This is a genomic window from Candidatus Contendobacter odensis Run_B_J11 (assembly GCF_000531125.1).
GTDB classification, from domain to species: Bacteria; Pseudomonadota; Gammaproteobacteria; order Competibacterales; family Competibacteraceae; genus Contendibacter; species Contendibacter odensensis.
On sequence record NZ_CBTK010000248.1, the window covers coordinates 49,832 to 71,771 of the forward strand.

19 protein-coding genes and 1 pseudogene are annotated in these 21,940 nt (G+C 58.5%); 8 read left to right on the plus strand and 12 right to left on the minus strand.

Going from position 1 to position 21,940, the window contains the following annotated elements; all coding sequences use genetic code 11:
• The first annotated feature begins 38 nt into the window (after positions 1-38).
• On the plus strand, positions 39-1,124 hold the full coding sequence (queG, locus tag BN874_RS13925; protein ID WP_034434527.1) for a tRNA epoxyqueuosine(34) reductase QueG: 1,086 nt from the start codon (positions 39-41) through the stop codon (positions 1,122-1,124).
• Between the two features lie 20 nt (positions 1,125-1,144).
• Here queG and BN874_RS13930 read toward each other — a convergent pair whose 3' ends face one another.
• From BN874_RS13930 to BN874_RS13945, 4 genes are all read right to left on the minus strand, one after another.
• Positions 1,145-2,209 carry a hypothetical protein gene (locus BN874_RS13930; protein ID WP_034434529.1) on the minus strand — a complete coding sequence of 355 codons (1,065 nt, stop codon included), beginning with the start codon at positions 2,207-2,209 and terminating at the stop codon, positions 1,145-1,147.
• A 6-nt stretch (positions 2,210-2,215) separates the two neighbouring features.
• Entirely contained in the window at positions 2,216-3,715 is a 1,500-nt protein-coding gene (locus BN874_RS13935) for an MBOAT family O-acyltransferase (protein WP_034434531.1), read from the minus strand.
• A gap of 128 nt (positions 3,716-3,843) precedes the next feature.
• Positions 3,844-5,241: a sigma-54-dependent Fis family transcriptional regulator gene (locus tag BN874_RS13940; protein ID WP_034434533.1), complete on the minus strand. Its 1,398-nt coding sequence runs from the start codon at positions 5,239-5,241 to the stop codon at positions 3,844-3,846.
• 136 nt (positions 5,242-5,377) lie between these two features.
• The gene (locus BN874_RS13945; RefSeq protein WP_051497856.1) at positions 5,378-7,408 is read right to left on the minus strand and encodes an acyl CoA:acetate/3-ketoacid CoA transferase; all 2,031 of its coding nucleotides are present in this window, start codon (positions 7,406-7,408) and stop codon (positions 5,378-5,380) included.
• Between BN874_RS13945 and BN874_RS13950 the strand changes: the two genes are divergently transcribed.
• Positions 7,388-7,684 (plus strand): hypothetical protein, encoded by a 297-nt coding sequence (locus BN874_RS13950; protein WP_034434535.1) that lies wholly within the window; start codon positions 7,388-7,390, stop codon positions 7,682-7,684. The two genes, BN874_RS13945 and BN874_RS13950, sit on opposite strands and share 21 nt — an antisense overlap.
• Before the next feature lie 103 nt (positions 7,685-7,787).
• On the opposite strand, the gene BN874_RS13955 is transcribed toward BN874_RS13950, so the two are convergent.
• From BN874_RS13955 to BN874_RS13965, 3 genes are read right to left on the minus strand one after another with little or no spacing between them, the layout of a single operon-like run.
• The gene (locus tag BN874_RS13955; RefSeq protein WP_081756405.1) at positions 7,788-8,777 is read right to left on the minus strand and encodes an adenosine kinase; all 990 of its coding nucleotides are present in this window, start codon (positions 8,775-8,777) and stop codon (positions 7,788-7,790) included.
• Between the two features lie 55 nt (positions 8,778-8,832).
• Positions 8,833-9,756: a hypothetical protein gene (locus tag BN874_RS13960; RefSeq protein ID WP_034434539.1), complete on the minus strand. Its 924-nt coding sequence runs from the start codon at positions 9,754-9,756 to the stop codon at positions 8,833-8,835.
• 18 nt (positions 9,757-9,774) lie between these two features.
• The gene (locus BN874_RS13965; protein ID WP_051497857.1) at positions 9,775-10,263 is read right to left on the minus strand and encodes a hypothetical protein; all 489 of its coding nucleotides are present in this window, start codon (positions 10,261-10,263) and stop codon (positions 9,775-9,777) included.
• Between BN874_RS13965 and BN874_RS13970 the strand changes: the two genes are divergently transcribed.
• The 3 genes and pseudogenes from BN874_RS13970 to BN874_RS26505 all read left to right on the plus strand — a co-directional run bounded on the left by BN874_RS13970 (position 10,179) and on the right by BN874_RS26505 (position 11,575).
• A complete protein-coding gene (locus BN874_RS13970) occupies positions 10,179-10,724 on the plus strand; it encodes a cation diffusion facilitator family transporter (protein ID WP_081756406.1) in 546 nt (181 codons plus the stop codon). The two genes, BN874_RS13965 and BN874_RS13970, sit on opposite strands and share 85 nt — an antisense overlap.
• 40 nt (positions 10,725-10,764) lie before the next feature.
• Positions 10,765-11,268: a TlpA family protein disulfide reductase gene (locus tag BN874_RS22725; protein WP_051497859.1), complete on the plus strand. Its 504-nt coding sequence runs from the start codon at positions 10,765-10,767 to the stop codon at positions 11,266-11,268.
• A gap of 37 nt (positions 11,269-11,305) precedes the next feature.
• Positions 11,306-11,575 (plus strand): annotated as a pseudogene (locus BN874_RS26505) (transposase).
• A gap of 183 nt (positions 11,576-11,758) precedes the next feature.
• On the opposite strand, the gene BN874_RS13980 reads toward BN874_RS26505, so the two are convergent.
• From BN874_RS13980 to BN874_RS13995, 4 genes are read right to left on the minus strand one after another with little or no spacing between them, the layout of a single operon-like run.
• A complete protein-coding gene (locus BN874_RS13980) occupies positions 11,759-12,181 on the minus strand; it encodes an HIT family protein (protein WP_034434541.1) in 423 nt (140 codons plus the stop codon).
• 37 nt (positions 12,182-12,218) lie between these two features.
• Positions 12,219-12,881 (minus strand): potassium channel family protein, encoded by a 663-nt coding sequence (locus tag BN874_RS13985; protein ID WP_034434542.1) that lies wholly within the window; start codon positions 12,879-12,881, stop codon positions 12,219-12,221.
• Between the two features lie 22 nt (positions 12,882-12,903).
• Positions 12,904-14,262, minus strand: coding sequence for a TrkH family potassium uptake protein (locus BN874_RS13990; protein ID WP_034434543.1), 1,359 nt, complete (start codon positions 14,260-14,262; stop codon positions 12,904-12,906).
• A gap of 51 nt (positions 14,263-14,313) precedes the next feature.
• Positions 14,314-15,033 carry a DUF3108 domain-containing protein gene (locus BN874_RS13995; RefSeq protein ID WP_195912196.1) on the minus strand — a complete coding sequence of 240 codons (720 nt, stop codon included), beginning with the start codon at positions 15,031-15,033 and terminating at the stop codon, positions 14,314-14,316.
• Positions 15,034-15,224: 191 nt separating this feature from the next.
• Between BN874_RS13995 and creD the strand changes: the two genes are divergently transcribed.
• From creD to BN874_RS14010, 3 genes are all read left to right on the plus strand, one after another.
• Positions 15,225-16,616 (plus strand): cell envelope integrity protein CreD, encoded by a 1,392-nt coding sequence (gene creD / locus BN874_RS14000; RefSeq protein WP_051497860.1) that lies wholly within the window; start codon positions 15,225-15,227, stop codon positions 16,614-16,616.
• A gap of 183 nt (positions 16,617-16,799) precedes the next feature.
• On the plus strand, positions 16,800-17,912 hold the full coding sequence (gene asd, locus BN874_RS14005) for an aspartate-semialdehyde dehydrogenase (protein WP_034434545.1): 1,113 nt from the start codon (positions 16,800-16,802) through the stop codon (positions 17,910-17,912).
• Positions 17,913-18,005: 93 nt separating this feature from the next.
• Positions 18,006-20,354: a motility hub landmark protein FimV gene (locus tag BN874_RS14010; RefSeq protein WP_154724945.1), complete on the plus strand. Its 2,349-nt coding sequence runs from the start codon at positions 18,006-18,008 to the stop codon at positions 20,352-20,354.
• 75 nt (positions 20,355-20,429) lie between these two features.
• On the opposite strand, the gene BN874_RS14015 is transcribed toward BN874_RS14010, so the two are convergent.
• A partial coding sequence (locus BN874_RS14015) for a transglutaminase family protein (RefSeq protein WP_034434580.1) occupies positions 20,430-21,940 on the minus strand: 1,511 nt, incomplete at its 5' end.

Here is a 21,940-nt window from a genome sequence, read left to right on the forward strand (position 1 = left end):
ATGGATTTTATGCCATTAGCCGCTTGATACCCATCGCTATGACCGTTGCCCTTTCCACTTCCAAACTCGCCGAACTCGCTGCCACTATTAAAACGTGGGGGCGGGAATTGGGATTCCAGCAGGTCGGCATCGCTGATCTTGATCTCGGCGAACCCGAGGCATGGTTATTCGACTGGCTGGCGGCGGGATTTCACGGTGAGATGGAGTACATGGCGCGGCACGGGGTCAAGCGCAGCCGACCGGCGGAACTGGTGCCCGGCACGGTTCGGGTGATCGCGGCACGGATGGATTATGGACCACCGGACGCTGCTGAACCGTGGAGTGTGTTGAACCGCCCGGAACTTGGTTATGTGTCGCGTTATGCACTGGGCCGGGATTATCACAAGGTTTTACGGCAACGCCTGCAACGACTGGCCGAGCGGATTACCGCCGCGATTGGCCCATTCGGTTATCGGGTATTCGTGGACAGCGCCCCGGTGCTGGAAAAGGCGCTGGCAGCAAAAGCCGGCTTGGGCTGGATTGGCAAACACAGTACGCTACTGGACCGAAAAGCGGGTTCGTGGTTTTTCCTTGGCGAGATTTATGTGGATTTGCCGCTGCCGGTGGATGCGCCGGTGACTGCTCATTGCGGGCGCTGCAACGCCTGTCTGGAGATCTGCCCGACTCAGGCCATCGTCGCGCCGTACCAAGTGGATGCCCGTCGCTGCATTTCCTATCACACCATCGAGTTACACGGGCCGATTCCGCTGCAATTTCGCCGCGCCATCGGCAACCGGATTTATGGCTGCGACGACTGCCAACTGGTCTGTCCGTGGAACCATTTTGCAACAATGACTGCCGAGCCGGATTTCCGCGCCCGGCATGGATTGGATGCGCCAGGATTGATTGATCTGTTTGGCTGGGATGAGGCGGAGTTTCTACAGCGGACTGAAGGCAGCGCCATCCGCCGGATCGGCCATGAACGCTGGTTGCGCAATGTCGCCGTGGCTTTGGGCAACGCACCGCCGGCACCGGCTGTCATTGATGCGTTGCGGATGCGGCAGGAACATCCTTCCGCACTGGTGCGGGAGCATGTGGAATGGGCGCTGGCGGAAAAGGTCGACAAGTCGCTGGAATTAGTGTGAGCGAGACGCCTACTCTGCTTTCAATGAGGGTGAGAAATCATAACGACGCCAGACGCTCCCTTGATAGCTTCAATCTTGATCGCAACCGCTTCAGCCACCAGGCGATTTGCTTCTCGATTCCAATGTTTGTCAAAAGGACCAACATTTAAGCTGAGGCCTGTTTTGCGTAGAAAATCGCGGAATAAGGGTGCAGTGTCGACAATCTCAATGCCAGTTTGTTGAGCAAGCTGCATGAAGCGATTGCGTACTGGTGCGCCAATAGTTGGCGTCTCGAGCAAATGGTCACGGTCGCTATCGAATACCAGCAATAGGCGCTCGCCGCTACCGCGCGGCAAGCTGGAGAAAAACCTCTCAACTATCCGATCCACCTTCTCAAGCGGCACATCCTCTGGGCCGTTGGGTCGGTAGGAATTGATTTGCGGTAGCGGTACGGTTCGCAGCGGTCGGAGCAGGGCGGCGGGGTCAATCTTGATTTGGGAGAATAGGTATTGCGCCAGCGCCGATTCACGGAGGATGCGCTTTGTTAACCCAGCAGGAGGTTGAAGCTCAGTACGAGGTTCGAGCGTATCGGGATCGAGGCAAGGTCCGTGGATATTGCCCGAGCCACAAAGAGTTTCACGCACATCGCCGCGTTCAATTACGAAGACAAAATCGCGTACACCAAAGTGCTCGCGCGCGAAACGCGCCCGTACCGCATAGTCCAGCAGGCTTGTTCCTGGTTCACCAAGCGCAAACACAGGTCGTGGTGCCAACTGGGACTGCAATTGCCCACTCAGTCGATCTCCCTCCGCCAGCATGTTGGCCTCGACAAAGCTGTCGCCAATCAGCGCAACCGCCTGTGGATCAGGCACGAAGTCACGATGGGTTAGAAACCCATAATTATTTGCTCGATGCCGCTGTGCGTTGCGCAAATTCCAACCGGTCGAGACGATAAATTCATGATAGGGCGGATAATTCAGGATCAGCGGATGGATGTAGTAACCCGTTTTGGTGGATGTTGACACCGGCAGCAGGCGCAACACCGCTTCAACCGCTAACAGGGCGAGCAGAACGCCGAATAGACTGTGGATCAAAGATCGGATCATCGTGGTTCAAAAATTGAAGTAGATAAAGGCGCTGGCTGCATCGCGGGCGCTGTTGATGACGACCAGCAATACCCCTAGCGTCAGCGCTGCGCCAATGAGCATCGAGCGCAGAAAAGCATACTTGTGGGAAAGAATCAGGATGTGTTCGCCGATATGGTTGCTGTTCGGCGCTAAGACCGCGACAGCGCCAAGCCCCGCGCAAAGCAGCAAACCGGTCTGTGGATGTAAGCCCTGGTTCCACAGCAGTGGATGGATTGCATCGAGCGGTAGCGCAAGTCCTGGCATTGCTATCGCCTCCAATATCCGTAGTGCAGTGCTAAAACTGGTTGCACGGAAGAAGACCCAAGCGACGATGACCGCCAAAAATGTCAGCGCCCAACCCAAAAATTTGAATAGCGGGTTTGCCATCCATCTGGAGCCGTACATACTAATAAGCGCATCAAAAGCGTGATTCACTATCAGATAAAACCCATGCAATCCGCCCCAAAACACAAAGGTCCAGTTCGCCCCATGCCAGAGACCACCTAGCAGCATGGTAATAAGAAGATTGGCGTAGCGGCGGATCGATCCCTTGCGGTTTCCTCCGAGTGGGATATACAGATAGTCGCGCAAGAATGCTGATAACGTCATGTGCCATCGACGCCAGAAATCGGTAATGTTTGTTGCCCGATATGGTGAGTTAAAATTGAAAGGTATGCGGATATTGAACATCCACGACAATCCAATAGCCATATCAGAATAGCCAGAAAAATCAAAATATAACTGAAAGGTATAAGCGAGCGCGCCAATCCAAGCCTCGGTAAAATTTGGCATTACGCCTGTCTCTGCGGCATTAAACACAGCATCAGCGTAGGGACTAATCCCATCCGCTAGAATGATTTTTTTGAACAGCCCGATGCAGAAAATGGTCAGACCGCCAGCAACATTAGCCAAGTCGATCCGATAAGTCTTTGATTTTCCGAATTGCGGCATCATTTGAGCGTGATGCAACACCGGGCCTGCGATCAAATGTGGAAAATAGGTGACGAATAAGCCGTAATTTATAAAAGCGTAGTCACGCACACCCTTTTGGAAAGTATCGGCCAAAAAGGCAATTTGGGTGAAGGTGAAAAAAGAAATACCAATGGGCAGGATAACTTTATCGAAGCTCCAGCGCTGGCCGAAAAGCACGTTCAGGTTGTCAACAAGGAAATTCGCGTACTTAAAATAGGCCAGCAGTAAAAGATTTACGGTGATGCCGGCGATGAGCCAGCGTCTGGCGATTATTCTACCCCCCGCAATATTGGCTTGTAACACGTTGCTGATGCGTGTTCCCACCCAGAAATTCCAGCCGACGGAGCTGAATAGCAAAAGAGTAAATTCCGGCATCCAATAGCCATAGAACACGGTCGAAGCTAGGAAAAGCCACGCTGCCGCGCCACTCTCTGAGCGCCGCCCCAAGGCGAAAAAACCTGCAAACACTACGGGCAGATAAAGGAATGCGAAAAGAGCACTGGTAAAAAGCATGTGAGTTTAGCAATCAATATGGTTCGTGATTCTTGGAACGTTCCATCGCCTAACCGGCATTACAGCGTATGCCGGGCTTTTCAGCCCCACGCTCTCTCAAGAGGACGGGGTGCAGGAGACCCCCCCATTTAATCCTCGTCGCCGATCCGATATTCCTTGAGGCGGCGCTTCAAGGTGGACAGCGGAATCCCCAGCTCGCGGGCGACGGCGGCCTTGTTATTTTGAGTTCGCGCCAAAGCGTCCAGAATCATCTGCCGCTCCATGTCCTTGAGATGGGTGCGGGCGTCCGCCGTGTTGGTCGCGGTGGTGGCCGGCGCGGCGGGCTTGGGCGTTGGCGCGGCAGTGAACGCGGGCGCTGGAACCGGCACCGATTCTCCGATCCCTCGTGGTTCCTTGGGCAGCCGCAAATCTTCTGGCTGAATTTCCCTATCGCCGCACATTACTGCCGCCCGTTCCAGCACGTTGCGCAGTTCCCGCACGTTGCCAGGCCACGCATAGCTCTGCAATGCGCTGATGGCCGCAGCCGACATCCGGCAATTCAGTTGCAACCGCTGGCACAGATTGCGGGCGATCAGTGGAATATCCTCGCGCATCTCCCGCAACGCTGGCACATCAATCGGTACCACCGACAGCCGATAGAACAAGTCAGCGCGGAAGGTGTTGGCCTTGACCATGGCTTCCAGATCGCGGTGGGTAGCGGTAATGACCCGCACATCCACCCGGATCGCCTTGTCGGAACCGATTGGCGTTACCTCGCGGGTTTCCAGCACCCGCAGCAGGCGCGGTTGCAAATCCAGCGGCAGTTCACCGATTTCATCAATAAACAGCGTGCCGGTGTGCGCCTGACGGAACGCCCCCTCACGTGAACCGGTCGCGCCGGTGAACGCGCCTTTGATGTGGCCGAACAGGTCGTTGCGCACCATTTCCGGATCGGCCACCGAGGCGTCGAATACCACCAGCGGTCCGGTTCTGCCGGAAAAGGTATGCAGCGTGCGGGCGACCAATTCCTTGCCGGCGCCGGATTCCCCATGCAAATGCACCGTGGTCGGGGTGGGCGCCACCGCTCGGATCAGACCGTACAATTCGCGCATCCGTTCGCTCGATCCCACCAGTTCGCCCAAGTGATCCTGACGTGGCACCGCCACCTTTCGCTCTTCGGTGTGCTGGCGAATCAGCAAGTGCGAATAACCGAGCCGGCATTCGGCATCCGCCGGCACATAGGCTTCGGTGATGCGTACATCATTGATGAAGGTGCCATTGGTGGAGCCCAGATCGCGCAGCAGCAATCCGTTCGGGGTCATGTGGATTTCAGCATGCCGCCGCGAAACCGCACGGTCGGTGAGTACCACATCGTTGTCTGGCGCGGTGCCGATGCGCACGGTGGGTAGACCGAAGCTGGCTTCCAGACCGGCGTCTGGCCCAGTGATTGCGCGCAGCTCAATCGCTTCAAACTGAACCCGTAACTGGGACTGGGAGGAAGCAACGATGATTTCGGTGCCATCGCTGGCCGGAACGAATGAGGACATTTCAACCACCGGAGGAATTGTTGACTTGTTCATAGTAGTCTAATTGTCGTCGGCAATGACCTCTTTGCCTAGCAGAACAATCGTGGGGAGGTTGAATTGTGAACCGGCAGGATGCCCGTTCGATGCCTGATGGGGATCAGTGGGTACCGCCGTAGCTGGCGATCTCCAAATCTTCCTCGGTCAAACCCGATTGGGCTTCGCGGACATGGCGGCGGGCCTCGCCGACGCTCTCGTAGATGTACGGCGCTACGGCGCGCTGCTCCAGAGCATCGCCCAGTTTCATCCGCAGGAAGGCGCTGGTGGTGTAACGGGTCACACCGGAATAGAAGCGATCCATCAAATCCTTGATGATGTCGGTGTACGGGTCCAGCAAATCCGGGTCAATGGTGAAATTATCGTAGTTGACCACCGCGTAAGTCTTGTGGCCCAGCCCCGCCAGATTGCGCTCCACCTGCTGCCGGATCGCCTCGGCGTCAGCCAGGGTTTTGATTTCATAGTTTTCCAGATTGACGAAGAATAAATCTTCCTCGGCATCGTAGGTGAAGCGCTGCTCGACCGGCAGTCGCAGCAAGGCGCGGCGCAAACCCATCGGCTCGGTCTGGAAGATGCGTTGATCCATCAGCCGTGGCGACTGTTTCAGCACCGGCTGAAAGTCCATCTGCGCCAGAATATCCTGCTGCAAATCCATGCCCGGCGCGATTTCGATCAATTCCATGCCATCGCGGGTCAATTGGAACACGCAGCGTTCGGTGACATAGAGTACCGACTGGCCCTTGGCGACCGCATGCGAGCCACTGAAAGTGCGATGCTCCACTTCGGCAATGAACTTGCGGCCCGCACCCGGGTTGATGATTTTAAGCTGGCCGTGTTCGACCGCGACCGCGCCGCCGGCCAGGAAAGTGCCGACGAACACCACCCGCTTGGCGTTCTGGCTGATGTTGATGAAGCCGCCCGCACCCGCCAGCTTATTGCCGAATTTGCTGACGTTGACGTTGCCCTGCTGATCCACTTGAGCCATGCCGAGAAAGGCGATGTCCAGCCCGCCGCCATCGTAAAAATCGAACTGCGAGGGCTGATCGATGATCGCTTGGGTGTTGCTGGCCGCGCCGAAGTTGAGTCCGCCCGCCGGAATCCCGCCCAGCACCCCCGGCTCGGCGGTCAGGGTCATCAGGCTGATGATCTTTTCCTCGTTGGCGATGTTGGCGATACCCTCCGGCATCCCGATGCCGAGGTTGACCACACTGTTGGGCAGAATCTCGAAGGCGGCGCGGCGAGCGATCAGCTTGCGCTCGCTCATCGGCATCGGGTCGATGGATTGCAGCGGCACCCGGATTTCGCCGCTGAACGCCGGGTTATAGGGGGTGGCAAAGGTTTGCCAGTGATGTTCGGGCGGTGCAATCACCACGCAATCCACCAGTACGCCGGGAATCTTGACACTGCGCGGGTGCAGGTTGCCGCGCTCGGCCAGGCGCTCGACCTGAACGATGACCACGCCGCCGGAGTTGTGAACGGCAGTGGCAATCGCCAGCACTTCCAGGATCAAGGCTTCCCGTTCCATCGAGATATTGCCGTCAGGGTCGGCGGTGGTGCCGCGAATCAGGGCGACATGGATCGGAAATGCCTTGTAAAACAGATATTCATGTCCACTGATGGGCATGAGTTCGACGATTTCTTCGGTGGTGATAGCGTTCATCTTGCCACCGCCGAAGCGCGGGTCTACGAAAGTGCCCAGCCCGACCGAACTGAGGGTACCGGGTTTGTGCGCGGCAATGTCGCGGAACAGATGAGAAATAACGCCCTGCGGCAAGTTGTAGGCTTCGATCTTGCCGGCGATGGCCAATTGGCCCAACTTGGGCACCAGTCCCCAATGACCCCCGATCACCCGCCGCACCAGTCCTTCATGGCCGAGATGGTTCAAGCCACGGTCCTTACCGTCGCCCTGACCGGCGGCATACACCAGAGTCAAGCCACGCGGCCGGCCAGTTTCCAGAAAATAATCCTCCAGCGCCACAGCGAGATGCTCGGCGAAGCCGATGCCGACGAAGCCGCCGGTGGCGACGGTGTCGCCGTCGCGGATCAGCCGTACCGCTTCTTCGGCGCTGACGATCTTGCCCTTGCTGGTGAACGGCTGGGAGGAGAGGATAGGATGGGGGTGCTGGACAGGCATGAATACAGAGACTCCGATAAAAAAGAGGGTTCTTCGAGGGTTGCTATGGAGCGGGTCTCTCAATACCGATTGTGGCCCGCTGCGCCGGCTCGTGGCGGGGTGGATACCGATGAAAATCAATCTATTCCTGATGAGCGATCCACTGATAGTCTTATCTATGAGACATTAAGCCCCGGTTTCCATAAGAACCCTCGAAGAATCAATTGCAAGGACAATAATTCCGAAATGGGCCTTGCTCCGCAGCAGGCGCTTGATAGCCCAATCAAAACTGATTAAGTGACGGGGACCGGACATGGCAAATCTTCCAGGATAATTAAAGCATGGCGAACACGCTCAGGTCATTGCCACAATCGCTGCACACCACTGTTCCATATTGCCATCACAGGATGCTTTGTAGAATCGCCTGGGTCTCCGTCGCTGACAGGCGTGGCCCCAAGCGAGTCACCAGCTTGGCCGCTGCCGCCGAAGCCAAAGCTCCAGCACGCGGGTGTTCCCAGCCCTGACCCCGGCCATAGAGGAAAGCCCCGGCGAACATGTCCCCGGCGCCGACCGTATCCACCGCTTCCACCGGAACCGGGTCAATCTCGATCAGGGTTTGACCCTCCCAAACCAGCGCGCCTTTGGAACCCCGCGTAATCACAAACTCCCGGCTGAGGGTTTTCAGGTAGTCAAGCGTGCCACCCAAATCCGCAGCGCCTGCCATGCCTTTGGCCTCATCCTCGTTGGCGAACAACAAATCCACCCCTGAGCCGATCATCTCCAGCAATCCCGCTTTGAAAAACCGGACCATGTTGGGGTCGGACAGGGAGATGGCGGTTTTGACCCCGGATGCCTCAGCGAGGCGCTTGGCGGCGATACACGCCTCGCGGGCGGTTTCCGAGGTGACCAGATAGCCTTCCATGTAGAAGTATTCAGAGTCGAGCAGAGCGTCTTCGACCAGTTCTTTCTTGGACAACCCGCCGCTGATCCCCAGAAAGGTGCATAGGGTGCGGTCGCTGTCTGGCGTGACCAGCACCACGCACCTGCCGGTATGGCCTGATTCCTTCTCGGTATGGTGATTGGTGTCCACCCCGCCATCGCGCAGATCCTTCATATAGAAGTGTCCGAGATCGTCCCCCGCGACCTTGCAGGAATAGAAGCTGGCCCCGCCGAACTGGCGGACCGCGATCATCGAATTAGCCGCCGACCCCCCCGAACTGCGCTGGTGAGCGTGGGCGGCCAGATGACTCATGATCTTCAACTGGTGATCCTCATCCACCAGGGTCATCACCCCCTTTTCGATGCCCAGTGCCTCCAGGTCGGCTACCTCGACCTCATATTCCATATCCACCAGCGCATTGCCGATCCCGTACACGTCATACTTCGCCATCACGCCCCCATTATCGAGTGGTCAAAAGATTAATTATGGACTCGAAGATCTCCATTCAGATCAAGGTTCCGATGTCTTCGAGAATGCTCTTCACATTGTTGAGTGTTCCCACCGCCGTCTTGAGGCCGACGTTGACCGCATCCATGCCTTTGACCACCGTTCCAGTGGCTTCGGTTGCGCCGTGGGTCAATTTCTGGAAGTTTTCGGCCACACTGAACAGATGATCTTTAAGCTTGTTGGCGTCTTCTCCCAGCTTGCGCAACCGATCCTGCTGCTGATGGTTGAACGTCTGCATCACCTGCTGGCCCTGCTCCGACACCCGCTGCGCCGAAGCCGTCAGCTTCTGGCTGAAGCGCCCGGCGGTTTCGTGCAGATGAGTGGCGAACTGCTGGCTACCGCCGCGAACGTGTTGCTCCAAACCACTGCTCAACTCCTGCCGTGCGCCGCCAGCTAATTGCTGTAAATGCTGTCCCCACTGCTGGGCCTGCACCATGACCTTTTGTCCGTACACGGTCTCGGCCTGCTGCGCTTCCTGTTGCATGGCACTCAGCAGATGTTCCACTGTTCCCAGTAGTTCCTGGCCCTGCTGGCTGTTCTGATCGGTGTAGCCCTGTAGCTCGGTATGGCGCTGGCTGGCGTCGTTCACCAGCGCCCCCAGCACCGTGCTGACTTGCCCATAGGTGGCTGTGACCTGCTGATGTCCCTGCTCGACCTGCTGGATCAGATGTTCGACCTGCTGGGTCAGGTGCGAAACCTGGGTGGTGACACCCTCGCGCACCTGATCGGCTCGCTGGCGGACGGTTTGCAACCGATGGGTCAATTGTTCATAGGCGGCCTGGGTCTCGGCGATCAGGGTATCGGCTTGCTGCTGCGCTTCGGTGACCCGGGCGCCGGCCTGTTGCAACTGCCCGCGAATTTCCCCCAGATGCTCCAGCATCTGCCGGGCTTCGGTGTCGATCTGACTGGCAAAATCTACCATGTAATTTCTCCCTGCGCTTCAAACATGGATGCCCACAGTCGCGGCGACCTGCTGGACGCTCTTGACGACCTGGGTGATGGGATCGGTTAGCCTTTGCCGGTCATCAAAGACCGGTTTCAGCAATTCCCGGACTTCCGAACTGCTGGACGTAGACTGGGTAAGTTCCTGGCTGATTTGGCTCAGGGTGTCGTTGAAGTGTTGCCCGATCTCGCTGATGAGGTGTTTGACCTGGTTCTCCAATTCGTCCCGCGCCGCATCCATCACCTGTTGTGCGCCCTCGGTCAGCGGGCCGGTCACGGTATGCTCAACCGCGCCAGCGAACTCCTGCGAATGCTGGTTGATTGCGGCGATCAAGGCGCTTTCCACGCTCTGAGCGGTTTCCTGCCCGGTGCTGTGCAACGCTTCCAGACTTTGATGGATGAATGCTCCCCATTCGGTTTCTAGCGACTGGGTGTGGTGTTCAAACTCCTGCAAGGCGGTGGCCGACTGCCCGAAACTGGCTTGCATGGCCTGTTGAGTGTTGTTGCAGGCTGCTGCACATTCTGGGCGACCTGCTCGGCTCGGTGGCCGCCCTGCTGTCCGGCCTCGTCATTGCCTTCACCGGCTGGACGCCGATTGATCCGTTACTGTCGTTGGGGATCAGCGGGTTGATTGTGCTGTCCAGCTTGCGCCTGTTGCGCGAAGCCCTGCACGGGTTGATGGAAGGGACGCCATTCAATCTCGCGCCGGAGGAGGTAGGGCGGGCGCTGGCGACCGTACCCGGCGTCGCTTCGGTGCATGACCTGCACATCTGGAGCATCGCTTCGGAGCAGACCCTGCTCTCCGCTCATCTGGTGGTGCGCGATTTGCGACAGTGGGAAACGGTGCTGGAGGCTTGCCATACCCTGCTGACCGAACGCTTCGGTATTCAACACGCCACCCTGCAACCGGAGCCGGAAACCCGGACGGTGCGCTGGCTGAAGGCGTGAGCCGAAGCAGTGACGCCTCATCCCTCTCTGGAAAATCACGATGAATAACCGCCGCTTCCCCTTATTATTGTTAGCTGTCGTCCTGGTGCTGACCGGTGCCGGACTTTACCGCTGGCGAGCTGCGGGATCGACATTCCAAGCGGCAACCGATCCGATGTCCTCTACTGTGTCCGGTCTGCCCCGATTGATAGAACTCGGTTCCGACTCTTGCGCCAGTTGTACCGCCATGCAGCAGGTGCTGGCGGAACTGCGAGCGCATCACGGTGGACGTCTGGAGGTCGTGGCGATCAACCTGTTGCAGTATCCCGAACAAACACAAGTCTGGCAGGTGAAGTTCATCCCCACCCAAATCTTTCTGGATGGACAGGGGCGAGAGCTGTTCCGGCATGTGGGCTATCTGCCCCGGCAGGCAGTGGAGGAACGCTTCGCGGCGCTCGGGTCATCAACGAACCTGGAACCTGCCCTTTTTTACAACATCTTCAATGAGCTATTCCTTCAGCCACACTTAAGTTGGCGCGTATGGGCGGGATCGCTGGCGCTATAAGCGTCTGAAATGGGCGCTGCTGAAAAATGCGGAGGACTTGACCGACGATCAGAAGAAGAAGCTCGCCCACGCTTTTCTGTTAGCCCCTCAACTGAAGCTGCTCTATGAGCATAAAGAGAATTTCCGTTTAATTTTCGATCAACGTTTGACTCGTGAGTAAGGTGAAATTGAATTAAATCAATGGATAGAACAGGCCAAGAAAATGAAAAACAAGCATCTGAATAACTTTCTGTCGATGCTCAATGCCTGGAAAGATTACGTATTAAACTATTTCACGCATCGATTCACAACGAGTGTGACAAAGTAGTGAAACGCATGGGTTACGGTTTCCGCAACTTTGTTAACTTTAAGCAACGGATACTGATCAGTTTCGCCTAGCTCCACAAGAACCGTCGAAGAACCCAAATTTATAGAGAAATGGTATTACTCGCCCGACAGCGAGCGGCTGCCTGATTCGGATCGAATCGCCAAAGCTACGGATCGATGGCGCTCACGCCTGCAAGGCATCCCGAATCCGTGCGGCCAGCGCCTTCAACGCATCGGGATCGGCGGGCGCACGGCCATGAGCGCCGATTTTTTGCCCTTCCCACATCGGAATAATGTGAACGTGGTAATGCAGTACGGTCTGTCCGGCGGCGGTGCCATTGAACTGGTTGATGCGGATGCCGTCGGGGACTAGCGCCTGTTGTACTGCACCGGCAATGCGCTGGGTGGTCACAGTGACCGCCAGCAGATCAACCTCGGCAATATCCAGCAGGGTGGGCGCATGAGCCTTGGAAATCACCAGGGTATGCCCCGGACTGGCTGGCTGAATGTCCATGAAGGCCAGAGTGAGATCATCTTCGTAGACTTTGATCGCCGGAATTTCCCCCCGGACGATTTTGCAGAAAATGCAGTGGGCCGATGCCGACATGATGAAAAACTCCCAAGGCAGGATGTGATTAAGATGGTTATTTCAGTTTCTGGTGAATTTCAATCAGCTTCGCTTCCTCGCCCATCACCACCAGCACATCGTCCTGCGCCAGCAGGTAAGCAGCGTCAGGCACCAAAGGCGCGGCTTTTTCCGCCGCTGGCTTGATGGCCAGCAGATGCACATGGTAGCGGTTGAGCAATCCCAGTTCATCGACCCTCCGTCCGACAAAACTGGGCGGCGCCTGTAGAGTGAGCGCGAAATAGCCATCGCCCAGCGCGACCGCATCCAGCAATTTCGAGCGCGAATAGTGAATCAGGTGCGCGGTCTTGACTGCGATCTCCCGCTCCGGCTGCACCACATCGCTGGCTCCGATCAGAGTCAGAATTTTAGCCTGATCGGTGTTGGCAACTTTGACCAGCACCCGGGGAATACCCAATTCCCGCAGATAATGGGTGAGCAATACGCTGGTCTCGAAGCGCTCGCCCACATCCACCGCCACCACATCCATGCTGCGGATGCCAAGATCCTTGAGCGCCTCGCGGTCAGCGACATCGGCGACCAGCGCCTTGTTGACGTAACGCATGATCTCCTGTACCCGGTTCTCGTTTCGATCCACCGCCATGACTTCATCGCCGAGTTCGTGCAGGGTGCAGGCCAGATGAAAGCCGAAATCTTCCAGTCCCAATACCGCAATGCGCATCGCCCATTCTCCTTATCGTGGGTTAACCGATCATGACTTGCTCTTCCGCATAGGACACGGCTGGGCGTGGCGTCTGCCCGGCCAAAGCGAGGGCGATAGTCAGCGGTCCCAGCCGACCGATAAACATCAGCGCCATGATTAAAATTTTACTGCCATCGTTCAGTTGCGAGGTAATGCCGGTGGACAACCCTGCCGTACCCAACGCTGACACTACCTCAAACAGCAGGCCCAGCGACCATTCGACCGTGCGTGGATGGAACTGGCCGCTGACCTGCAAGGCGGACAGCAGGATGACCCCGAGGATGACGAGAACGAAGGCCAGCGCTACGACCGAAGTCGCCTTGGCGACATTGGCTTCCGGCACGCTGCGATTGAACAGCCGTACTCCGCGCTCACCCCGAAAGCGCGACCGCGCCAAGGCCAGCAACACCCCCAGGGTAGTAGCCTTGATGCCGCCGGCGGTCGAACCGGGGCAACCGCCGATCAGCATCAACACCATGGTGAAATACAGCGTCGCGGCGGTGGCCTGCCCGTAATTGATCGTGTTGAAACCGGCGGTGCGGGGGGTGACGGACGCAAACCAACCGGTCAGCAGGGTTTCCTTCAGGCTCATATTCACCAGGAGATTGGCGCGCTCCAGCATCAAAAATCCCACCATGCCCGTCAGCAGCAGCGCTGCCGTCAGGGCCAACGCGACCTTGGTATGCAGGCTAAGCGACTTCCGCTGCCGCCGCAGGCGATATAACACCCAGCGCGCTAATTCCGCCAGCACCGCGAAACCCATCCCGCCCAGAATGATCAGCAGCGAAATTGGTAACACGATCCCGGCGTTAGCCCGATCCGCTACCAAATTATCGGGACGCAGGCCAAACCCGGCGTTGCAGAAGGCGCTGACCGAGTGAAATACCGAAACCCAGAGCGCCTGATCCAGCGGCTGACGCTGGCTCTCGGCTAGAAACAGAACCACTGCGCCCAGCGCCTCGATGACCAGTGTCCATAACAACACTTGCCGCAACAGCAAACCCAGGCTGACCCGCTGGCTAAGGGCGAAACTGCCCTGCACCGCATCCTGGCTGGAAAACGACAGCGCATGGCCCATTAGCAGAATCAGCGTAGTAGACAGGGTGGTGATGCCCAAACCGCCGATTTGCACCAGGCCGAGCAGCACCGCCTGGCCAAAACCGTTCAATGCACTGCCGGGATCGACCACTGCCAACCCGGTGACGCACACTGCGCTGGTGGCCATAAACAGCGCGTCAATAAAAGGAATCGGATACCTCGCGCTGGCGATAGGCAGGGCCAGTAGCACCCCGCCGGTGAAGATAGTGGCGGCGAAGCCGAAAACCAGCAACCGGGCAGGATGGCGGAGCAGGCGAATCATCAGGTTGGCGCTCGGTGGTTTTTTGGGGTAGTCACGCGGATAGAACTCTGGTTAACGCTCGACCGCCCGGATTTCCATGCGCAATTCTTCCTTGCCATCCTTCTCCTGTGAAATGCGCGCCAGCAAGTATTGCTTTCCGGGCGCTACCCAGAACGTGGTCATTCGGGTCTTGCCGGGGGTGTATTGGTTGATGCGCACCGTGCGCAAGGGTCCGAGCGGAGTATCCAGCGTTTCTTCACCCTGATTGCGAATCTGGTAGGTCTTGATCTCGGTTTTGTCCACGAGGCTGTATTGGCTGGGCACTTGGCCGCGCTGCAAATCTCCCATGACCACCAGTTGCAGGCTCAGTGGGTCCACGACGCCGGGCGCAAGCGGCAGCGTGGCCTGTTCCGAATTGTAGCGGGCCTGAACCTGAGCGGCTGACCAGTCAAAGCGCAGTTGCATCTGATTGGATTTCCTGCCGGTATCCAGCAACCGTTCGTACTGAATTGGACGGATCGTGCCATGGTGGATTTCGCCGCTGACCTGTTCGTGGATACGCCCCGACGCCAGTAGGGCAACCAGGCCGTTAGGACGAACATCGGAACTCATCTGGTAGGCGCCGGGCGCGGTGGTGGTCAAGGTGATGACCGCTTCGCCGATGGAAAACCCGGAGGCGTACACCTCGTAACGGGCTTGGAACGGCGTGACGGGCAAGCCGTCGGCGGCCACTGCCAACGGAGCAAGGAGCAATGAACTAACCAGTGTGAAGGCGCGGATCAGCGGTTTCATCCGGGGGTGCGTCCTCGCCGGCGCACGGGCCGGCCAACGATTCAGGGATAACAGCGACACGCGCATCATAGAGCATTCCGGGGGCAGCGGATGAGCGGGGGCAAGCCATCCGCTTTGAGAACGATTTTGAATAGTACAGCCTGAACCGGACCGGTTAAGCTCGCGCCATCATTCCTCATGAGGATTCACCAGTGAGAAACAGCCTGTTCATCAAGATCGCCCTGATTTTCCTGATTACCCTTGTGCTTGCGGTCGGGCTAACCCGGATCGGGTTCCTGGTGGACGAGCGCGCCGGTCGCCGTGATAGCGTAGTTGCAGAAATTGCCGCCGCCACTGCCCGTGATCAAACCCTGGTGGGGCCGGTGCTGGTCATTCCCTACACCCGCATTGTCAAGACGCTCAAATCCAGCGACAAGGATACCGACAAGATGACGGAGGTGGAAAAACGCTTTTCGGATCGAATCTATCTGTTGCCCGCTGAACTGGATCTTCAAGCCAGCCTGAACACCGAACAGGTGCGCCGCAGCCTTTATCACGCCGTGGTGTTTGGCGCCAATATCGCGGTCAAGGGACGCTTTACTACCGAAGGCGAGTTACTTAAACCCCCTGGCGCGAACGAGCTGATCACCCTCGGTGAGCCACGGCTGATAGTCGGCATTACTGACCCACGGGGTATCCTGCGGGCGCCGGTGTTAACGTGGGCAGGCCGGCGCCTCGACTTTCTGCCGGGCACCGGCGAGGACAAAATGCCGAACGGGATTCAGGCCCGGATCGGCGGGCTGAATCTTGAAGGGCCGTGGTCTGCGGAGTTCGCGTTCTCGCTCGACCTGCGTGGCACCCAAGCCATCGGCCTCGCTCCAGTGGGCGATACCACCCGGATTACGGTACACGGCAACTGGCCGCATCCCAGCTTCTACGGACAATTCCTGCCGGAAACCCGTGAAGTGACTGCCAATGGTTTCTCCGCCACCTGGTCTACCACCCGGCTGGCTACCAACATGATCCATCAACTGAACGCTGCATTACGCAGCGATCGGGGACTCGACACTTTGCTGGGAGTGCGCTTTGTCGATCCAGCGGATAGTTACGCTCAAACCGACCGGGCGATTAAATACGGGCTGCTGTTCATTGGCCTGACCTTCGCCGCTTTCTTTCTGTTCGAGGTACTCAAGCGGCTGGCGATCCATCCGTTCCAGTACAGCCTGACCGGCGCGGCGCTGGTATTGTTTTACTTGCTGCTGCTGTCGTTATCCGAGCATCTCGATTTCGGAATTGCCTACGCTATTGCTACCGCCGGCTGCGTAATGCTACTGGGCTACTATCTGGTTTATGTCCTGGGCAGTGTCGCTCGAGGCGTAAGCTTCGGGGTACTGCTCACTGCCGTGTTCGGGATTCTCTATGTATTAATCAGTCTGGAAGATCATGCCCTGCTGGCCGGATCAGTGACTCTGTTCGGCTGTTTGGCGCTGGTGATGGTTCTCACCCGCAAGGTGGACTGGTATCAGTTGGGCGATGCGGTGAGCGCACGACGCAGCAAGGGGATAAACAGCGGTTCGCCATCGGGTGAATCCAGCGTGGATTGATAGGGGTGAGAAAGCGCAGAAGTAATGAAGAGGACAGATCGTCCGGGATCAGTGCCATCCAGCGGTCGGTTGGATGAATTTCGGGCTAAACTACTCACTGGGATGAATTGTGCTGCGTTTCCACAACTCAAATAGACTTGCTACAGCTCCCATTCCAACAAAATATGACGAGGCGATCAGGCAATGATGCGAGTAGGTTTGATAGGTTGGCGCGGGATGGTAGGTTCGGTACTCATGGATCGGATGCGGGCGGAGAATGATTTTGCTCTGATCGAGCCGGTGTTCTTCACCACTTCCAGCGTGGGGGGGCAAGGTCCAGACATTGGTCAGGGCGCACCGCCTCTGAAAGACGCCAAATCAGTGACTGATTTACAGGCGCTGGACGTCATCATCACTTGTCAGGGCGGCGACTACAGCACCGAAATCTATCCGCAACTACGCGCTGCTGGCTGGAACGGCTACTGGATTGACGCCGCTTCGACCCTGCGGATGAAGGATGACGCGGTTATCGTCCTCGATCCGGTCAATCGCAATGTGATTCAGGACGCGCTGGCGCGAGGCGTGAAAGACTATATCGGCGGTAACTGCACCGTCAGCCTGATGTTGATGGGCTTGGGCGGACTGTTTACTCAGGGGCTGGTGGAATGGATGAGCGCCATGACCTATCAGGCCGCCTCCGGCGCTGGTGCTCAAAACATGCGCGAGCTGATTCAGCAGATGGGCGTTATTCACGACGCGGTGGCGGACCGGCTGGCCGATCCGGCTTCGGCGATTCTGGAGATTGACCGGATCGTGGCTGAAACCCTCCGTTCCAGCGACCTCCCGACCCAGAACTTTGGAGCGCCGCTGGCCGGCAGCCTGATCCCCTGGATTGACAAGCAACTTGACAACGGTCAGAGCCGCGAGGAATGGAAAGGTCAGGCCGAGACCAATAAGATTCTCGGTCGCTCCAGCTATCCGATTCCGATTGATGGCTTGTGTGTGCGGGTGGGCGCGATGCGTTGCCACAGCCAGGCGTTGACCATCAAACTGACCCGTGCTGTGCCGCTGGATGAAGTGGTGGAGATCATCGGCGCTGCCAATCCCTGGGTGAAGGTGGTACCCAATCAGCGCGAGATTTCCATGCGTGAACTCACTCCGGCTGCGGTCACCGGAACCTTGACGGTGCCGGTAGGCCGGCTGCGCAAGCTCAACATGGGGCCGGAATACCTGGCGGCGTTCACCTGCGGCGATCAGTTGCTATGGGGCGCGGCTGAACCGCTGCGGCGGATGTTGCGTATCCTGCTGGAACGCTAAATCGCCTTCCGAATCGTATCCAAATCGCGGAAATCCCGATTAAGTAGTATCTTTAATGGGAAGCTTCAAGCCCGATCAGGCTCGACCGGCGGCTTGAAGTGGGACAGTCGCCTGCCCGTCGTGGCCGGCGGCAGCATCCAAGCCAATCCCGCTGGCCATAACGACTCTCCGGCGGCGGAATGGAGACAGGTCATGCCGACCAGGATATTACTCCGACTATTCCTTTTAGCCGGGCTGGCAGCGCCGCTGTGCGCCTTTGCCTTGGGGGTTGGTCAACTCGAAGTGCGCTCGTCGCTCAATCAAATCTTCGAGGCCGAAATTCCCCTGATCATCAGCAATCCCGCCGAACTCACTGGCCTGACCGTGCGGCTTCCGCGGCAGCAGGACTTCGACCGGGCCGGCGTCGAGCGGCTGGAATTGCTCTCGAAGCTGCGTTTATCGGTGCGGACGCCACCCGGTGGCCCGAATGTCATCAAGGTGACGTCGGTTGAGCCGATCCGCGAACCGAACTTCAATCTCCTGCTGGAGCTGACCTGGCCGCGCGGTCGGCTGATTCGCGAGTTCCCGGTTCAGCTCGACCCCGAACTCTACGCCAACCGTCGCCCGCCGCCATTACCGTCGGCACCCATTGTGACTCCACCGCCGATTGCGGTCGCGCCACCGGTACAGAAACTCCCCGCAACTCCGGTTTTGCCGCCGGCTCCGCCGGTCAGTTTTGAAGGAGCTTCATTCTATGGGCCGGTCAAACCGGGGGAAACTCTGGCAGCAGTTGCCCGCCGGGTTCGGCCTTCGCCCGCCGTCAACGTGCCGCAAATGATGGCGATTCTGATAGCAGGCAACCCGGAAGCGTTTGCCAACGGCAATCCCAATACCCTACGCGCCGGCGCGACCCTCAAGGTGCCTAATCCGCAAGCGATGGGTATGATGGGTATGACCGGTACACCCGCTACACCGCCAGCGGCTCCAGGATTGGCCGTAATCACTCCGCCGCCGGTCGAACCCACCGCCCCAGAACCCCCCATTGCGCCACTGCTGGAGCCGGCACCGGTACCGGCGCCTCCACCCTTGGCGGCTGAACCGCCAGCGCCGCCCGCTACAGCCACAGCGCCCCAGATTCCGTCGGCTTCGCAACCTGAAACCGCGCCGCCGCCCTTTTTATCGCCGGCCGAGCAACCACGGGAAATCGTTCCCCAGGCCAGTATTCCGCAGCCGGTCGAGTCACCCCCACCCGTCGCCAGCACCATGCCTGAACCGGCGCCAATGCCCGCTGTTGCCCCACCGCAACAACCGGCCCCCGCCACCAAACCTCCAGCGCCCCAGCCTGTCGTGGACAACGAGATCAGTTGGATGTCCAATCCAGTGGTTTGGGTCGCGATTGCGTTGATCGTACTGGCGATTGGCTCGGTGCTGCTGTTGCCGCTGCTCCGGCGGCCCGCCCGCCCGAAGATTCTGGCGACAACAGCGGAATCTGCTGCTGCACCGGCAGATTCCGGCACAGCGGAGGTTACAACGACGCGCACCCAAATTCGCGAACCGCGATCGGCACGGTCACAACCCATCGCCCCTGGGTTGGCGGCCATGGCAGCAGGGTTGCTGCGCGGGGCCGCGCCGACGCCTCAACCCACCACCCGATTGCTGCTCAAGGATCATGACGAAGCCGGTCCTGCGTCCAAGCCGGTGGTCACGCCCGCGCCCAAGCCGATTGGTGAATTGCTCAAGGATATGGATTTTGGTCTGAACCGGGTTCAGACCGCAGTCGCCAGCAACAACGGTACCGCGCCTGACATTAAGGCACCGCTGTTCGAAGCCGAACCACCTACCGCATCGATCACGCGACGGCCTGTTAATCCATTCGCCGCTGCGTCCCCGGGGGAACCTGCAACGAAGCCTGTAGAATCCTCCCCGTTCCAGGCGGAGGAACTGCCGTCTGAACTACGGCTGGACGGCATGGACTTCGATTTCGGGGATTTGGGATTGGAAAAAACCGCTCGACCGCAGCCGGTTGATTTGCCACCGCTGGAAATGGGCCGAGGCGCTCTGGATTCGAAGCCCATCCCTCCGCCGTCACCAGGATTTGCCGGACAGAAGGCAGCCGCGCCGCTGGTTAAACCCGCACCACCCGCGCTGCAAGATCTGAAGTTTGAGTTCGCCGATGTCACCCAGGAATATGGCAAATCCGGCGGGTCCGATGATCCGTTGCGGCTCGATGCGGAATTGCAGGATTTTGGCGGCGATACGTTGTCGCTTGGTAAAATGGCGGTTGAATCTGGCGGTCGCGCCGAGGCATCCGCCGATTATGTAGAAACCAAGCTGGATCTCGCCACCGCCTATCTGGATATGGGTGATCAAGTGGGAGCGCGCAGTTTGCTGGATGATGTTCTTAATGAGGGTGATGCTGCCCAGAAGCAACGTGCTGGAGCATTGCTCAAGCAACTGGGCTGAGAGTTAAAACAATCAGTGTTGGTGATCGCCATGCCCCTCCTCCGCTTGCGGGGGAGGGGTTTTTTATGCAGTCGCTCAGTCTTCGCGCCGCCGCAAATCCAGCGTGTGCGGGAAGTTCGGGTTGACTTCTTCGGCGGGCGCGATCATCGCTCCCGGCGTATGCCCATAAGGCCAGAACCGGGCAAAGCGCCGTGCTTCGGCTTCGTTGGCGTTGACCGGGAAAGTGTCGGGATTGCGCCCACCCGGATGCATCACGTGGTAGGTGCAACCGCCGATGGATCGCCGGTTCCAGGTATCCACCAGATCAAACACCAGCGGCGCGTGAACTGGAATGGTGGGATGCAGCGCCGACGGCGGCTGCCAGGCGCGGTAACGAACGCCGGCGACAAATTCGCCTGGAACACCGGTGGATCGTAGCGGTACCCGCCGCCCGTTGCAGGCCACGATATGCCGCTCGCCGATCATTCCGCTGATCTTGATCTGCATCCGTTCTACCGAAGAGTCTACATAACGGGCAGTGCCGCCCAAAGCCTGCTCCTCGCCCAAGACATGCCACGGCTCCAGCGCTTGCCGCAACTCCAGTTCGATGTCCTGTTGCACAATCGCGCCATAGTACGGAAAGCGGAACTCGAAGAACGGCAGGAACCAGTCGCTCTCAAACGGGAAACCGGCCTGATTCAACTCATCGGTCACACCCTTGAAGTCCTGCCAGACGTAATGTGGCAGCATGAACTGATCGTGAATCTGGGTGCCCCAGCGCACCAGCCGCCGATTGGGATACGGCTGCTTCCAGAACTGCGCCACCAGCGCCCGCAACAACAACATCTGCATCAGGCTCATCCGGGCGTGCGGCGGCATTTCAAAAGCGCGCATCTCCACCAGTCCCAGCCGCCCAGTGGCGCTGTCCGGCGAATACAGCTTATCAATGCAGAACTCGGCGCGGTGGGTGTTGCCGGTCAAATCCACCAGCAAATTGCGCAGCAGCCGGTCTACCAGCCACGGCTGCGGCACTTCGCCTGCGGGCATTTCCCGGAAGGCAATTTCCATTTCGTACAAGCTGTCGTTACGCGCCTCGTCCACCCGTGGCGCCTGGCTGGTCGGGCCGATGAACATGCCGGAAAACAGATAAGACAGGCTGGGATGGTGCTGCCAGTAGGTGATCAGGCTGCGGAGCAATTCAGGTCGCCGCAGAAAGGGGCTGTCACTCGGCGTGGCTCCGCCCAGGGTGACGTGATTGCCGCCGCCGGTGCCGGTATGGCGACCGTCCAGCATGAACTTCTCAGTGCCCAGCCGTGACTGCCGGGCATCCTCGTACAGCCCTTCGATGTTCTGTTTCAGCGACTGCCAGTCACCCACCGGATGAATGTTGACTTCGATCACGCCGGGGTCGGGAGTGACCGCGAATTTGCGCAGCCGCCAGTCCGATGGCGGGGCATAACCTTCCACCAGCACCGGCATTTTCAAGGCAGCGGCGGTCTGTTCGACGCAGGCCAGCAGGTCGAGATAGTGTTCCAGCCGCTCCAGGGGCGGCATGAACACATACAAATGGCCCTCGCGCGGCTCCACACACAGTGAAGTATGGATCA